This window comes from Pseudomonas azadiae (assembly GCF_019145355.1).
In the GTDB taxonomy this organism is placed as follows: domain Bacteria; phylum Pseudomonadota; class Gammaproteobacteria; order Pseudomonadales; family Pseudomonadaceae; genus Aquipseudomonas; species Aquipseudomonas azadiae.
In genome coordinates this window covers 2,955,189-2,970,186 of sequence record NZ_JAHSTY010000001.1, presented here as the reverse complement: position 1 = coordinate 2,970,186, position 14,998 = coordinate 2,955,189, and the positions used below count along the sequence as shown (strand labels likewise).

At 60.8% G+C, this 14,998-nt stretch carries 17 protein-coding genes; 5 read left to right on the top strand and 12 right to left on the bottom strand.

What is annotated here, in order from left to right:
• Positions 1-62 precede the first annotated feature (62 nt).
• From KVG91_RS13550 to prlC, 6 genes are all read right to left on the bottom strand, one after another.
• Positions 63-1,121 carry a PA0069 family radical SAM protein gene (locus KVG91_RS13550; protein WP_169377258.1) on the bottom strand — a complete coding sequence of 353 codons (1,059 nt, stop codon included), beginning with the start codon at positions 1,119-1,121 and terminating at the stop codon, positions 63-65.
• 81 nt (positions 1,122-1,202) lie between these two features.
• The gene (locus tag KVG91_RS13545; protein ID WP_169377259.1) at positions 1,203-2,513 is read right to left on the bottom strand and encodes a cytochrome c; all 1,311 of its coding nucleotides are present in this window, start codon (positions 2,511-2,513) and stop codon (positions 1,203-1,205) included.
• A gap of 12 nt (positions 2,514-2,525) precedes the next feature.
• Positions 2,526-4,310, bottom strand: a complete 1,785-nt coding sequence (locus KVG91_RS13540) for a GMC family oxidoreductase (RefSeq protein ID WP_169377260.1) — start codon at positions 4,308-4,310, stop codon at positions 2,526-2,528.
• Positions 4,311-4,312: 2 nt separating this feature from the next.
• Entirely contained in the window at positions 4,313-5,062 is a 750-nt protein-coding gene (locus KVG91_RS13535) for a gluconate 2-dehydrogenase subunit 3 family protein (RefSeq protein WP_169377261.1), read from the bottom strand.
• Positions 5,063-5,497: 435 nt separating this feature from the next.
• A complete protein-coding gene (locus KVG91_RS13530; protein ID WP_065880359.1) occupies positions 5,498-5,773 on the bottom strand; it encodes a YheV family putative zinc ribbon protein in 276 nt (91 codons plus the stop codon).
• Positions 5,770-7,821, bottom strand: coding sequence for an oligopeptidase A (gene prlC / locus KVG91_RS13525; protein WP_169375224.1), 2,052 nt, complete (start codon positions 7,819-7,821; stop codon positions 5,770-5,772). The genes KVG91_RS13530 and prlC overlap by 4 nt, the downstream gene beginning before the upstream one ends.
• A gap of 101 nt (positions 7,822-7,922) precedes the next feature.
• Here prlC and KVG91_RS13520 point away from each other — a divergent pair, with 101 nt between their 5' ends.
• A complete protein-coding gene (locus KVG91_RS13520; RefSeq protein ID WP_169375225.1) occupies positions 7,923-8,465 on the top strand; it encodes a gamma carbonic anhydrase family protein in 543 nt (180 codons plus the stop codon).
• Positions 8,462-9,121, top strand: a complete 660-nt coding sequence (locus KVG91_RS13515) for an HAD family hydrolase (RefSeq protein WP_169375226.1) — start codon at positions 8,462-8,464, stop codon at positions 9,119-9,121. The genes KVG91_RS13520 and KVG91_RS13515 overlap by 4 nt, the downstream gene beginning before the upstream one ends.
• 85 nt (positions 9,122-9,206) lie before the next feature.
• Here KVG91_RS13515 and KVG91_RS13510 read toward each other — a convergent pair whose 3' ends face one another.
• Positions 9,207-10,250 carry an aminopeptidase gene (locus tag KVG91_RS13510; protein ID WP_169375227.1) on the bottom strand — a complete coding sequence of 348 codons (1,044 nt, stop codon included), beginning with the start codon at positions 10,248-10,250 and terminating at the stop codon, positions 9,207-9,209.
• Between the two features lie 144 nt (positions 10,251-10,394).
• On the opposite strand from KVG91_RS13510, the gene KVG91_RS13505 reads away from it, so the two are divergent.
• Entirely contained in the window at positions 10,395-10,817 is a 423-nt protein-coding gene (locus KVG91_RS13505; RefSeq protein WP_169375228.1) for a PA0061/PA0062 family lipoprotein, read from the top strand.
• On the opposite strand, the gene KVG91_RS13500 is transcribed toward KVG91_RS13505, so the two are convergent.
• Positions 10,818-11,057 carry a DUF1161 domain-containing protein gene (locus KVG91_RS13500; protein ID WP_057725723.1) on the bottom strand — a complete coding sequence of 80 codons (240 nt, stop codon included), beginning with the start codon at positions 11,055-11,057 and terminating at the stop codon, positions 10,818-10,820.
• Between the two features lie 218 nt (positions 11,058-11,275).
• Entirely contained in the window at positions 11,276-11,707 is a 432-nt protein-coding gene (locus KVG91_RS13495; protein WP_169375229.1) for an OsmC family protein, read from the bottom strand.
• A gap of 217 nt (positions 11,708-11,924) precedes the next feature.
• On the opposite strand from KVG91_RS13495, the gene KVG91_RS13490 reads away from it, so the two are divergent.
• Complete coding sequence (locus KVG91_RS13490; RefSeq protein WP_169375230.1) at positions 11,925-12,926, top strand: LLM class flavin-dependent oxidoreductase; 1,002 nt, start codon at positions 11,925-11,927, stop codon at positions 12,924-12,926.
• 58 nt (positions 12,927-12,984) lie between these two features.
• On the opposite strand, the gene KVG91_RS13485 is transcribed toward KVG91_RS13490, so the two are convergent.
• Both KVG91_RS13485 and KVG91_RS13480 read right to left on the bottom strand, forming a co-directional pair.
• Complete coding sequence (locus KVG91_RS13485) at positions 12,985-13,209, bottom strand: DUF1161 domain-containing protein (protein WP_076952196.1); 225 nt, start codon at positions 13,207-13,209, stop codon at positions 12,985-12,987.
• Between the two features lie 114 nt (positions 13,210-13,323).
• Positions 13,324-13,539, bottom strand: coding sequence for a dodecin (locus tag KVG91_RS13480; RefSeq protein ID WP_076952195.1), 216 nt, complete (start codon positions 13,537-13,539; stop codon positions 13,324-13,326).
• 157 nt (positions 13,540-13,696) lie between these two features.
• Between KVG91_RS13480 and KVG91_RS13475 the strand changes: the two genes are divergently transcribed.
• Positions 13,697-14,023 carry a DUF883 family protein gene (locus KVG91_RS13475; RefSeq protein ID WP_169375231.1) on the top strand — a complete coding sequence of 109 codons (327 nt, stop codon included), beginning with the start codon at positions 13,697-13,699 and terminating at the stop codon, positions 14,021-14,023.
• Positions 14,024-14,034: 11 nt separating this feature from the next.
• Here KVG91_RS13475 and KVG91_RS13470 read toward each other — a convergent pair whose 3' ends face one another.
• A complete protein-coding gene (locus tag KVG91_RS13470; protein ID WP_169375232.1) occupies positions 14,035-14,931 on the bottom strand; it encodes a LysR family transcriptional regulator in 897 nt (298 codons plus the stop codon).
• Between the last annotated feature and the right edge of the window lie 67 nt (positions 14,932-14,998).

Here is a 14,998-nt window from a genome sequence, read left to right as displayed (position 1 = left end):
GGGTTTCAGTGATGTCAAAACGCGACTATTCCTACAGGAACTTCGCATTTCAGCTTTTCAGTCTACAACAAAGCCATCTGCCTGCCCGGTGGGCAAAACGCCGTGCAATCGAGATTGAAGCCTTCCCGCCGGTTCAGCCCCAGGCGCTTGATCGCCTTGCTGAACCGCTGGGCCAGCAGATCCGCAAATGGCCCTTCGCCACGCATGCGCACGCCGAAGCGGCTGTCGTAGACCTCACCACCGCGCACCTGGCGTACCAGGCTCATCACATGGGCCGCCCGCTGCGGGTAATGCGCCGCCAGCCACTCCTCGAACAGCGGCGCCACCTCCAGCGGCAGGCGCAGCATCATGTACGCCGCGCTTTGCGCGCCGGCGGCATGGGCTTCGGTCAGCAGGCTCTCCAGCTCACTGTCGTTGATCATCGGGATCATCGGCGAGCACAGCACACCCACCGGGATACCCGCCTCGCGCATCACCCGAATGGCCCGCAGCCGCGCCCTGGGCGCCGCCGCGCGGGGTTCCAGGATGCGTTTGAGTTCATCGTCCAGGCTGGTGAGGCTGATCATCACGGCCACCAGCCGCTGGCGCGCCAGCTCGCTCAGCAGGTCGAGATCGCGCAGGATCAGCGAGCCCTTGGTGACAATGGTCACCGGGTGCCGGTAGCGCAGCAGCACTTCGAGGGTCTCCCGGGTAATTTTGTATTCGCGCTCGATTGGCTGATAGGGATCGGTGTTGGAGCCCAGGTTGATCGGGGCGCACACATAGCCGGGCTTCGACAGTTGTTGCTCCAGTACCTCGGCGGCATTGGTTTTGGCGATCAGCCTGGTTTCGAAATCGAGCCCTGGCGACATGTCCCAATAGGCATGGCTGGGCCGCGCATAGCAGTAGATGCAGCCATGTTCACAACCCCGGTAGGGGTTGATCGAGCGATCGAACGGCAAATCCGGCGAGTTGTTACGGGTGATGATGGTCTTGGCCGTTTCGATACGCACCTCGGTGCCCTGGGTCGGCGGCACTTCCTGGTACCAGCCGTCATCCTCGGCCACGCTGACCGTGGGCGCAAAGCGGTTGTGCAGGTTGGTGGCCGTGCCCCGGCCACGGGGCGGCAGCGGAGTAGACATGAAAACGCCTCGATACTGTTTTTATATACAGTAACGAGGCGCAAGGTTTCTGACCAGTGCCGTTTGGCGGTCAGGCACGCATCAATGCTTTTGCGTGACCTGGCCCAGGTCGTCGCCGGAGGTGGTGTGCATATCGTTGTCGCGCAGGTCCTTCACCTCGCCGGCGGTCACCGGCGCGCCCTGGTTGCCCCAACTGCCCCTGATGAAACTGACGACATCCGCCACTTCCTGGTCCGACAGACGCCAGGCAAACGCCGGCATGGTGAAGGTCGACGGCGCCGCATGGGTAGCCGGCAGCGTGCCGCCGTTCAGCACGATGTTGATCAGCGACGTGGCGCCCGCCGTCTGCAGCACCGGGTTGCCCGCCAGCGCCGGGAACACGCGCGTGTAGCCATGGCCGTCGGTACGATGGCAAGCCGCGCAGTTATCGATATACACCGAGGCTCCGCGCTGGCGGTCATCGCCTTTCCACAAGGCGTCTGCGACCTGCCTGTCGTACTGGTGCGGCTGGTCCTTGGGGTCTACCGCCGGCAGGCTCTTGAGGTAACGGGCGATAGCTGTCAGGTCGTTTTCCGACAGGTACTGCATGCTGTGGACCACAACGTCGCTCATGCCGCCAAACACCGCACTGCGATCACTGCGCCCGGTCTTGAGAAATTGCACCAACTGTTCCTCGCTCCAACCGCCGAGGCCGTCCTTGTGGTCGCCGCGCAGGCTCTTGGCAATCCAGCCTTCCAGCGGCGCGCTGCCGGACAGGAACGTGTTGCCGTCCGTGGCGCTCAGGGCTTTTTCCTGCATGGTCAGGGCCCGTGGCGTATGGCACGCGCCGCAGTGGCCAAGGCCTTCGACCAGGTAGGCCCCGCGGCTGATCACCGGGTCGGCATTGGCGGGCGCCTGGTAGTCCGCCACCTCGGGCGCGAACATCCAGCGCCACGCCGCCAAGGGCCAGCGCATGCTCAGGGGCCATGGAATATCGCTGTCCTTGTTTTCCTGGGCGACCGGCTCAACACCTTTCATGAAATACGCATACAACGCCTGCATGTCGCTTTGGCTGACACGCGCGTAAGACGGGTAGGGCATCGCCGGGTAAAGCGTACTGCCGCTCTTGGCGACGCCATGGCGCACGGCCTTGTCGAAGTCTTCGAAGCTGTAGTCGCCCAGGCCCGTCTTGTCCGGGGTGATGTTGGTGGAGTAGATCACACCGATGGGGGTTTCCATCGGCAGGCCGCCGGCGAAGGGTTTGCCGCCCTTGGCCGTGTGGCAGGCCACGCAGTCACCGGCGCGAGCCAGGTATTCGCCCTGCTTGACCAGGTCGGTTTCAGCGGCGCTCACCGAACAACTGCTGAGCCACGCCAGGGAGGCCGCGAAGGTCGCGATAACACGTACTTTCATGGTCATCGCTCCTTATGCCTGAACCAGTGGGCCGGGGTTTTTCAGGTACTGCTCACGAATCGCCCGCGCCGACCAATAGGTCAGTGCCGCTACCAGGCCGGTCGGGTTGTAGCCCAAGCCTTGTGGGAAAGCGGACGCGCCTGGAACAAACACGTTGTGCACATCCCAGCATTGCAGGTAGCGGTTCAATGCACTGGTTTTCGGGTCGGTGCCCATGATCGCGCCGCCGTTGAGGTGGGTGGTCTGGTAAGACGCGGTGTTGAAATGCTCACCGACCTTCTTGCCGAGCAAGGCGATGGCCTTGGGGCTCATCGCTTCGGCGACCTTGCTCATTTTCTCGACCATGAAGCGGTTCATCTTGATGTCGTTTTCCTGCCAGTCGAACGTCATCCGCAGCAACGGCAGGCCGTAGGCATCACGATAAACCGGGTCCAGATCCAGGTAGTTGCCTCGGTAGGATTGATGGGCACCGTGGGCGTCCATCGACACCTGGTGGGTGTAGTAATCGGCGGTGGCGCGCTTCCAGGCGCTGCCCCAGGCTGGCGTGCCCGGCGGGTTGGACGTACCGGCAATCGGCCGGCTGCCGGCCTGGTTGACCCACATCGGCGAGCCGCCCACAAAGCCATGGGGGCCATGGTCGAAGTTGTCGGCGTTGAAGTCATCGATGGCCACGCCATTGCCGCCCGCACCGATGAAGTTGTTGGTGTGGGTGTCTTTGTCGAAGAACGCCTTAATGGTGGCCATGTTCTGGTAGGCGAAATTTCTGCCCACCACACCCTCATTGGTGATCGGGTCGTAGGGCTTGCCGATTCCGGACAACAGCATCAGCCGCACATTATGGAACTGGAACGCGCCGAGGATGACCAGGTCCGCCGGCTGTTCGCATTCGCGCCCCTGGGCGTCGATATAGGTCACGCCGGTGGCCTTGCTCCCGGTGCTGTCGAGGTTAACCTTGAGCACGTGGGAATTGGCCCGCAGCTCGAAGTTCGGCACCTGGCGCAACGCCGGAAGGATGTTCACATTCGGCGAAGCCTTGGAGTACATGTAGCACACGTAGCCGCTGCAGAAACCGCAGAAGTTGCACGGGCCCATCTGCGCACCGTAGGGGTTGGTGTAGGGGCCCGAGGTATTGGCGGAGGGCAGGTTGTAGGGTTTGTAACCGACCTCGGCCGCCGCTTTCTGGAACAGCTGTGCGGAGACGGTGTTTTTCTGCGAGGCCAGCGGAAACGGGTTGGAGCGATCCGGCGCATAGGGGTTGCCGCCACGGCCTTCGCCGACCAACTGGCCTTTTACGGTCCAGGCTTGGCCGGAGGTGCCGAAGACTTTTTCCGCGTAGTCGAAAAACGGCTCCAGTTCTTCATAACTGACACCGAAGTCCTGGATGGTCATGTCTTTGGGTATGAAGTGTTTGCCGTAGCGCTCTTCGTAGTGGCTGCGCATGCGCAACTCAATCGGATCGACACGAAAATGCACGCCTGACCAGTGCAAACCTGCACCGCCGACGCCATTGCCTGGCAAAAACGCGCCCAGCTGGCGGTTCGGCAGTGCGACATCATTCACGCTGTGGCGAATGGTCACGGTTTCCTTGGAAATGTCCTGGAAGAGCTTTTTACGCACACTGTAGGTCAATTCGTCGATGACCTGGGGATAGCTGCCGTCCGGGTACGTGTCCTGCATCGGGCCACGTTCCAGCGCCAGCACGTTGAGGCCCGCTTCCGTCAGCTCCTTGGCCATGATCGCGCCGGTCCAGCCGAAACCTACAATCACCGCGTCTACTTTCTTCATGATGGTCGCCACGTTTATGCCCTCTCGCCGCGCATGGAAACAGCCGGGAACGGGTAAGGCTCGTTACGTTCCACCCAGTCCATGAAGTCGGCGCGGGCGCCGGGGAAGCCGATCATGGTCCAGCCGACCATGCCCTTGTTGCCGCCGTGGATCGGATCGCAGAAGAACCCTTCCTTGGTGTTTTGCAGCAGCAGGTTGAAAAACATCTTTGGCGGCACGGCATTGAAATGTGCGCCCAGCTCACCACCGCCCGCCTCCAGGCGACGCAGCATGTCGTCTCGGGTAGCGCTGTCTTGCGCGGCAAAAGCTTTACCGTTGAATGCTTTCGACCATGCATCCGTCGCGGCAATGCCCAGGCGATAAATGTCCTTGGGTACCAATTTGCTCTGCCAGCCCATTTCCGGCGGTGCATCGGCGTTGAACGGGCCTTGCATGAACCACAGGGCGCCGCTGGCGTACGGCGTGTTCATCTGGCGGTCGATGTATTGCGGCGCACCCGCTTCCAGGGCACTTGGGCCTTGGGCATCTGCGGGGATCAAGCGCTCGACGGCGGCGTTGATGAACGCCCATTCCTCGGCCGTGAAGTAAGTCGGCTCATAAGCTGTGTCGCTCACGTCAGGCTTGGCTGGCGCGGCCTGGGCCTCAGGCGTCGCCATCAGCATCGAGCCACCCAGGCCCGTGCTGGCAACCGTGACCACCGGGATCAAGGTCAAGGATTTGCGCAGAAAGTCACGCCGGGGGTTGTCTTGATCTTGATCAGACATGGTGGCACCTCATCATGTGGTCACGGATTTACCAGCGGCTTCTAGTGAGCGGCTTGGGTTTTTGCAATCAATAGATACAAATGATAGCAGGCTAACGATGAGGGGGAGCGATTCAGCGACCTAAGTCGAATAAAGGCGGGCAAAAAAAGTGGGAGCTGGCTTGCCTGCGATGCTGGCGCCTCGGTTCTTCAGTCAGACCGAGGTGACGCTATCGCAGCATAGGTATCTGCACAATTTTCAAAGGCTGAAAAATCTCCCTGTAGTGAGCGGGCTTGTCCCGCGCTGGGTGGCGAAGCCGCCCCAATAAAGGCATCGCCGAACTAGAGGTAGAACCCGGCCGCCTGATCTGGGGCCGCTTCAGCCCAGCGCGGGGCAAGCCCGCTCACTACAAAGATGTGTAGATACCTATGGCTATCGCAGGCAAGCCGGAAGACTTTAGTCTTTTTTCAGCTTGGGGTTCGGGAAGAACTGCACGGCCTGAATTTTTGGGTCCGCCGGCGCTTTGAGCGCCGAGGTGTTGACCCGCGTACCCAACTCCTTGGGCACCGACAGGCCCTGGTCATTGAGCGTGTCGGTATAACCGCAGGCCACGCATTCACGGTGCGGCACGTTGTCTTCGGTCCACATCTTGAGCTTGTCCGGCTCGCTGCACGCCGGGCACACCGCCCCGGCGATAAATTGCTTTTTGGTGATCACAGGCCCTTCACTCATGCTGCCGCGTCCTCACTCAGGCCGCTGTGGCGCAAGAGTGCGTCAATCGACGGCGCACGTCCGCGGAAGTCGACGAACAGCACCATCGGCGCCTGGGAACCGCCACGCGCCAGGATGGCTTCGCGGAATGCACGGCCGGTCTCGGCGTTGAGCACGCCGTCTTCTTCAAACTTGGAAAAGGCATCCGCCGACAGCACTTCGGCCCATTTGTAGCTGTAGTAACCGGCCGCATAACCACCGGCGAAGATGTGTGCAAAGCTATTGGGGAAGCGGTTGTAGGCCGGCGGACGCATCACCGAGACTTCGTCGCGCACGCCTTCGAGCACTTGCGCCACGCTGCGGCCGTCGCCGTGGGTGGCGTGCAGTTCAAAGTCGAACAGCGAGAATTCCAGCTGGCGCACCATCATCAGGCCGGATTGGAAGTTCTTCGCCGCGAGCATTTTTTCCAGCAGGTCCTGGGGCAGCGGCTCACCGGTTTCATAGTGGCCGGAGATCAGCGCCAGGCCTTCAGGCTCCCAGCACCAGTTCTCCATGAACTGGCTCGGCAATTCCACCGCATCCCAGGCCACGCCGTTGATGCCGGACACGCCGGCGTGTTCGACACGGGTCAGCAGGTGGTGCAGGCCGTGACCAAATTCGTGGAACAGCGTCGTCACTTCATCGTGGGTCAGCAGGGCAGGCTTGCCGCTGTCGGCCGGGGTGAAGTTGCACACCAGGTTGGCCACAGGGCTTTGCAGCACGCCGTCAACGGTGCGGCGACGGTCGCGGGCGCCGTCCATCCAGGCACCGCCACGCTTGTTGGCGCGGGCGTACAGGTCGAAGAAGAAGCGGCCGACGTGCTGGCCGTTTTCCTTGATTTCAAACAGTCGAACGTCCGGATGCCAGGTGTCGAAGCCTTTCTGCTCGGCGATCTCGATGCCGTACAGCCGCTGTACGATGGCGAACAGGCCGCCCAGCACTTTATCGATCGGGAAGTAGGCGCGCAGGGCTTCCTGGGACACGCTGTAGCGCTGTTCACGGAGTTTTTCGCCGTAGAAACCGCTGTCCCAGCTCTGCAGGTCGGCGCAGCCTTGTTCGGCGGCATAAGCCTTGAGCTGTTGCAGGTCCTGGGCGGCAAACGGCTTGCTGCGCTTGGCCAGGTCACGCAGGAAACTGAGCACCTGGTCGCTGGACTCGGCCATCTTGGTCGCCAGGCTCAGCTCGGAGAAGGATGCATAACCCAGCAATTGAGCCAGCTCCTGACGCAGGTCGAGGATCTGTTCCATCACCGGGCCGTTGTCGTTCTGACCGGCATTCGGGCCTTGGTCCGACGCACGGGTGCAGTAGGCCGCGTAGATTTCTTCACGCAGGGCGCGATCCTGAGCGTAGGTCATTACCGCGTAGTAGCTGGGGAATTCCAGGGTGATCAACCAGCCTTCGAGGCCCTTGGCCTGGGCGGCGGCGGCCATTTGCACCTTGGCCGAGTCGGTCAGGCCGGCGAGGGTAGCCTCATCGGTGACGTGCTTGGTCCATGCCTGGGTCGCATCCAGCAACTGGTTGGAGAACTTGCTGCCCAATTCAGACAATTTGCTCTGCACTTGGGCGTAGCGCTTTTGCTGCTCAGGCGGCAGATCGATACCCGACAAACGGAAGTCACGCAGGGCGTGTTCCAGGATGGTTTTTTGCGCCACGTCGAAACCGGCGGCTTCCGGGCTGTTGGCCAAGGCTTCGAACGCCTCGAACAGGGCGCGGTTCTGGCCCATTTCGGTGGAGTAGGCGCTCAACGCCGGCAAACACGCCTCATAGGCCTCGCGAAGCTCGGCGCTGTTGCACACGGCGTTGAGGTGGCTGACCGGGCTCCAGGCGGCGCCCAGGCGATCATTGAGTTCGTCCATCGCCAGCACCAGCCCGGCCCATGTCGGGTTTTTACCCTGGCTTTGCAGGATGCCTTCGATGGCGACACGGTTATCGGCGAGGATCTGTTCGATGGCCGGCTGGACGTGCTCGGCATGGATCGCCGAGAACGGCGGCAGGTCGTAGGACTGCAGAAGAGGGTTGTTCGCGCTCACGGTTGGCACCTTGGCTGAAGAAACTGATAAGACAAAGATGGGGCCATCTTAATTACAATCAACACCCACCGCAGCTATCAGCAGAAGAGAGAGAGGCTATCGTGACCCTTCGCACCTATCAGAACCACACGCCAACCCTGGGCGCCGGGGCTTTTGTCGATATTTCGGCGGTGGTGATCGGCGATGTCGAAATCGGCACCGACAGCTCGGTCTGGCCGCTGACCGTGATTCGCGGCGACATGCACCGCATCCGCATCGGTGCGCGCACCAGCGTGCAGGATGGTTGCGTATTGCACATCACCCACGCCGGGCCGTTCAATCCGGGTGGTTTTGCGCTGCTGATCGGCGATGACGTGACCATCGCCCACAAGGTCATGCTGCATGGCTGCACCGTGGGCAACCGCATCCTGATCGGCATGGGCAGCATTGTCATGGACGGCGCGGTGGTCGAAGACGACGTGATCATCGGTGCCGGCAGCCTGGTGCCGCCGGGCAAGACACTGGAAAGCGGCTTCTTGTATGTGGGCAGCCCGGTCAAACAGGTCCGCGCGTTGACGGACAAGGAACGCGCCTTTTTTACCTACAGCGCCGCTAACTACGTGAAGCTCAAGGACCTGCACCTGGCTGAAGGATTCGACCAATGACCCTGCACCACCACACCGTCCTGTTCGACTTGGACGGCACCCTCACCGACCCACGCGAAGGCATCACCCGCTCGATCCAGTACGCCCTCGCCAAATTGGGCATCGACGAGCCGGACCTGTGCAAACTCGAACACTTCATCGGCCCGCCCTTGCTGCAAGCCTTTATGCAGTTCTATGGCTTCGATGAAGCCAAAGCGTGGGAGGCGGTGAATTTCTATCGCGAGCGTTTCAAGGTCACGGGCCTGTATGAAAACCGCGTGTTCGACGGTGTAATGCCGCTGCTCGAAGACTTGAGCAGCCAAGGCCGCCAGCTCTATGTTGCCACCTCGAAGCCTTGGGTGTTCGCACGTGAAATTGCCCGACACTTCGATTTCGCCAAGCACTTCAAGGTGATCTACGGCAGTGAGCTGGACGGCACGCGCACCAACAAGGTCGAGCTGATCGCCCACCTGATGAGGGAGGAAGGCCTGGACCCGGCCGCCACCTTGATGATCGGCGACCGCAAGCATGACCTGATCGGCGCGCGCAGCAATGGGCTGGATTCGGTGGCCGTGGGGTATGGCTTTGGTAGTTTCGAGGAACTGAATGCAGAGGCGCCGACCTGGCACTTCGAGACGTTGGCGCAGATGCATCAGGGGTTTTTGCACGAGTCTTGAGATCGCCATCGCAGGCAAGCCAGCTCCCACATCGGTCTTTGTACACCGGTTAAAATGTGGGAGCTGGCTTGCCTGCGATGAGGCCCTAACGGCCACCACCTTCCAACTGTGTCAGCGCTGCTTTACGCTGCACCGCCGACAACCCGCCCATCTTCTCCACCGCCGCATAGAACCTCACCCAATCCCCATCCTCCTGCCGAAACAGCGCCGCAAACGCCGGCACCCACCGGTCATACAGCCCAAACGGCAACAACCGCGCATTGTTCATCGGTTGGTTGATCCAGGCGTCATAGCGCTTGTCACCACCCCACTGACTGTCGCGCAGTTGCCGGTACTCGCTGCGCAACCGCTCGAATTGCGCCGCCTTGGCTTGGCGCATCGCATCGGTTGCCAACGGTTGGGCGTAGAGCGTTTCCAAGCGCTGGCGGGTATCCAGGACCAACTGGATAAACTGGTCGCGCTGCTTCGACACCGACAGGCTCTGCGGCGCCAAGCCTCGCGCGGCACGCCATTGGCGAGTGCCTTCCTGCTCGACAAAGCTGGCAAACGACTCGTTGAACTCGGTGTCGTCCTTCACGTAGAAACGCTGGTGCGCCAGTTCATGGAAGATCAGCGTGGCCAGGCGCTCGTCCCCCCAGTGCATCATCGAATTCATGATCGGGTCGTTGAACCACCCCAAGGTGGAATACGCCTCGACGCCGCCTATCGACACGTCCATGCCCTGCTGCTTCAGCACTGCCGCCTCGCCGCGCGCCGCGCCTTGGTTGTAATAACCGCGATAGGCCACACACCCGGCGATGGGAAAGCAATGGGTTTGCGGTGACAGGGAAAATTCCTGCGTGGCGAAGACATTCCAGACCACATAAGGCCGGCCGATATCGGCATACAACCTGTAACTTTGGTTGTCGGGAAGATGCAGGTGCTCACTGGCGAACGTGCGCGCTTTTTGCGATTGCATCAGATGCTCGCGCAATAGCGGTGGGCGGGAAGGGTCGGCAATGACCTGCGCCACCGGCTCGCGGGCGCGCAGCAATTGCAGCTGACCGCTGGCCAATTGGCCGTAATAACTGACGCTGGAGCAGCCGCTGAGCAGTACAACCATCAACCCTGGAAGAAAACGCCTGACCATGTCGCGACCGCTCCTGGGTAATTTGCCCGCCAGACTATCGCGCCTGGACGGAATTTTTCCATGCCGCGCGGTGTTTATACTGATAGGGAGTCTGCTGCGGTTGGCGTCAGGCTCGTCTCTTTTGCCCAACGTTGAGTGCCTGCCATGCGCCAGCTATTGCTTCCCGTCGTTGCCCTGTTCCTCAGTGCCTGCACCACAACCCCCGTACCGCCGAGGGATCCGCAACAGGCCTGGGTCGATTTCACCACCCCGACGCCGGGGGCGAAGATGGTGATGGCGCAGCGTCTGGATGGAAAAAACCTCGACGACGGGCGTTATTTCCAGATGCCGCCCGGCCCTCATGAACTGATGGTGCGCTTTGACTTCGAAGTGCCTGCCGGCGGCGGTTTGGGCGGGCTCAGCCAGACGATGTACCGCACCTGCTTCATGACCCTGGCGTACGACCATTTCCAGGCCGGCCAGCGCTATGTGCTGGAAGGCCGCTCGCTGGCCTTCACACCCAATATCCGGTTATACGATTCGGCGCGTCAGTTATTGGCGCAAGAGCGCAGCGTCAACTGCATCTGATCAGTCGTTGTTTTTCTGGTAGATGATGCGCTTGGTACCGTTTTCGCACGAGCCGACAATCATCGCGCTGTCGTGGTTCTTGGCTTCTTCGGCGGTGATGATTTCCAGGGTGTAGGAAGGAATCGCCTTGGCCTGGATGTTGACTTCAATTTCCTTGCGAAGCTCTTCGCAGTCTTTTGGAGCGGCCACGGCCGACGTGGCCAATACACCGCAGATGACCGCCAAAGCAAAACGTTTCATGTGTGTAGCTCCCTGAATGCATTGCGCACGGGTGTGCGTCTAGGCTGCATAGGCTATAGGACCACATCCATGAAACACGAGTTCTGATTTAACGCATAACTAATGTGGGAGCTGGCTTGCCTGCGATGCAGGCACCTCGGTGTATCAGTCACACCTTGATGATGCTATCGCAGGCAAGCCAGCTCCCACACAAGCCAGGTCCCACCTGAAACCCTGTGTCAGCTAACCAGGGTGGCATCCAGGGTGATGGTTGCATTCAGCACTTTGGACACCGGGCACCCTTCCTTGGCCTTTTTGCTCAGCTCATCGAACTGCGCCTGGCTCGCGCCTGGAATCTTGGCCTTGAGGATCAGCTTCACGGCAGTGATGGCAAAGCCGCCTTCCACTTGGTCCAGGGTCACCTCGGCCTGGGTGTCGATGCTGTCAGCCTTGAGCCCGGCATCACCGAGAATCATGGAAAACGCCATGGAGAAACAACCGGCGTGGGCCGCTCCGATCAGTTCTTCCGGGTTGGTGCCCTTACCGCCTTCGAAACGGGCCTTGAAGCCGTAGGGCGCTTCACGCAGCACGCCGGTTTCGGTGGAGATGGAACCCACACCAGTCTTCAGATCGCCTTCCCAATGCGCGGATGCTTTTTTAACGATACTCATAGCGGTCTCCTCAAACGATGGTTTGCGTCAGTTAAGGCTCTGAGGATAGTAGTCCAGGCAAAGTTCATCTAGTCGGAGAAACCCAGTGCTTTAGTAGGAATTTTCTGTTCCCGCTATTGAATCTCGGGTATATGCCCTCATTGCATAGAACATGCACATGAAGCGGCAGGTTTTGGTTCATCTAAGAAGCCTGCGCCCCCATTGGAGAAGCAGGCTTATGAAATCGCTGTCCGACGTAAAATTCTCGACCCTTGACCTCGTTCCCGTGCGCGCCAACGGCAGCGCGGCGCAATCGCTGCGCAATTCCCTGGACCTGGCCCAGCATGTGGAAAAATTCGGCTATCACCGTTTCTGGGTGGCTGAACACCACAACATGGACGGCATCGCCAGCTCGGCCACCTCAGTGCTGCTGGGTTACCTGGCCGGTGGCACCTCGACGATCCGCGTCGGTTCCGGCGGCGTGATGCTGCCCAACCACGCGCCGCTGGTGATCGCCGAACAATTCGGCACCCTGGAAAGCCTCTACCCCGGCCGCATCGACCTGGGCCTGGGCCGCGCGCCCGGTTCCGACCAGATGACCGCCCGCGCCCTGCGCCGTGAGCGCTCAGGCAGTGCCGACGACTTCCCGGAAGACGTTGCCGAGCTGATGGCGTACCTGGGCCCACGCACGCCTGATCAACGGGTCATTGCGGTTCCCGGCACCGGCACCAACGTGCCCGTCTGGCTGCTGGGCTCCAGCTTGTTCAGCGCCCAGCTGGCAGGTGAACGCGGCTTGCCTTACGCCTTCGCCTCGCATTTCGCACCCCGCTTGATGCATGAGGCGATTCGCGTCTACCGCAACCACTTCAAGCCTTCAGCCGTGCTGGACAAGCCCTACGTCATGCTCGGCATTCCGTTGGTGGCGGCGGACACCGACGAGCAGGCCGACTACCTGGCCACCTCGGTGTACCAACGCATCCTCGCGCTGATGCGCGGCCAGAGCCTGGTGCAGCGCCCACCGGTGGCCAGCATGGATGGCCTGTGGCTGCCCCATGAAAAAGACGCGGTCGGCAGTTTCCTCGGCCTGGCCATGGTCGGCGGCCCGGCGAAGATTCGCGCCAAGCTGGAAGTACTGATCGAGCAGACAGGCGCAGACGAGCTGATTTTCACCAGCGACCTGTACGAACATGCTGACCGGATTCATTCCTACGAGCTACTGGCGCAGGTGATGAAGGGCTGAACCCGAGGCGAAAAAAAACCGACGCACGCGCGTCGGTTTTTTATATCTGCAACACGGGTCAACCGCGCTTGTAGACGATTTCCTTGGTGCCGCCTTCGCAGCTGCCGACCACGTCGCCGTCCGCCGCTGCGCCTTTGTCCACCACCTCCAGCGAATAACCCGAGGCGCCCTTGGCGTCGATTTTCGCTGCGATTTCACTTTTGAGCTCTTCACAAGGCTTACCCGCCGCCAGGGCTGTGCCTGCAATGCTCAACAAACCTACTGCCAACAAGAACTTCTTCATCCGTTACTTCCTTGCGCTGATCGAATAGAACGCGCCGACGCTGTCGCATCGGCTCCCCAACGGTGTAGCGCAGGTTATGGCAATCGGCCAGTCAGCAAAGTTCAACTCAGCGGATCAACTGCTGGCAATTCGGAATCCCACCTTGAGCGTGACCTGATAGTGGGCAACCTTGCCGTCTTCGATATGCCCACGGGTTTCAGTCACTTCAAACCATTCCAGGTGCTTGAGGCTCTTGCTGGCTTCAGCCAGGGCATTCTGGATCGCATCTTCGATTGTGGTGGTGGACGAGCCCACCAGTTCGACTTTCTTGTAGGTGTGATGATCGGTCATGGTTTTTCTCCTTAAGGGACGTTTATGGAGCCTAGCAGTCAATCTTCGTACTGCTTCAGGCGGCCGTTGCGCCTGGAAAGTTCAGATTTACTGCACTTTCTGAGACGGACGCAGTCGGTATCTACACACGCCACTCAATCACGTCAGGAGAGTCCAAATGGCCAACACTTCTTTACGCAAAGCGTCACTGGAAAGCATGGAAGCCGAGATTTCGAGCCTGCTCAAGTCCCTTGAGAGCCTCAAGGACGATGCGTCCGACGAGTCGCGCAAGACGCTGAAGGCCTTGAAAAGTAATGCCGAGAATGCCCTCAAGCACTCCCGCCATCTGATCAGCGATGCCTACGAAGAAAGCAAAGTCAAACTTCGTGAAACCAGTGTTGCAACACGCGACTACGCACAAGAGCACCCATGGACTACAGCCGGTGTGGCTGTAGGCGCACTGGGGCTGCTGGCGGCTTACCTGCTGTGCAAACGCGGTGACTGATTTTTTACCCTCTATAGGGGCTGGCGCAACAGCTCAGCCTTGAGCCACTGCGCCAGATGCCCGGCGCGCCCATCCGCGGCGCGCTTGGGCAGCCACAACGCCAGGTGCGCCGGGGTTTCGCTGAACCCCCACGGCGCCACCAGGCGACCTGCCCGCACGTCCTCGGCGACCAGCGGCTGCGGCGCAATCGCCACGCCCAGTCCGGCCACCGCCGCCTCTAGCAAATAATACAAATGCTCAAACCCCTGGCCGTGTTTCAACGCGCCTGGCGCGATCCCGTGTTGCTGCGCCCAGCTGGGCCAAGCCTGCGGGCGCGATGTGGTGTGCAGCAACGCTTCACTGCACAACGCGGCGGCAGGCGCCTGGCGCAAACGCTCATAGCCGGCAAAGCGCGGGCTCATCACCGGGCCGATACGTTCGCTGGCCAGCTCGAACACTTGCATGTCCGCCGGCCATGGCGGCTCGGCGAACAGCAGCAGGGCATCGAGACCCGGCCGCCGGGGGTCAAGGTCACCGTCACCCGCCGAAAGGTGCAGGCGCAGGTCCGGCAGGTCCGCATTCAAGCGACCCAGGCGCGGAATCAACCAGCGCGCCAACAAACTGCCCGAGCAGCCGAGTACGAAGGGCGCGTCGGCGCTGGCCTGGGTCAGTTCTGCACACACATCCCTTAATCGCTCAAACGCCTCGGCGCTGACATCGCGTAAACGGATACCGGAATCTGTGAGTTTAAGGCCGCGTCCATCCTTGATAAAAAGGCTGACACCCACGTGTGCTTCCAACACCTTCAACTGGCGGCTGACGGCGCCGTGAGTGACGTGCAATTGCTCGGCTGCCTGGCTGACGCTGTTGAGCCGCGCGGTGGCTTCAAACGCGCGCAGCGCATTAAGGGGTGGAAGGTCTCGGCTCATCTGTGAGTTTTCCTGACAGGTTACGGCGATCTTATCGGTTTTCAGCGTAGAGCGTGAGGGGTAGAGT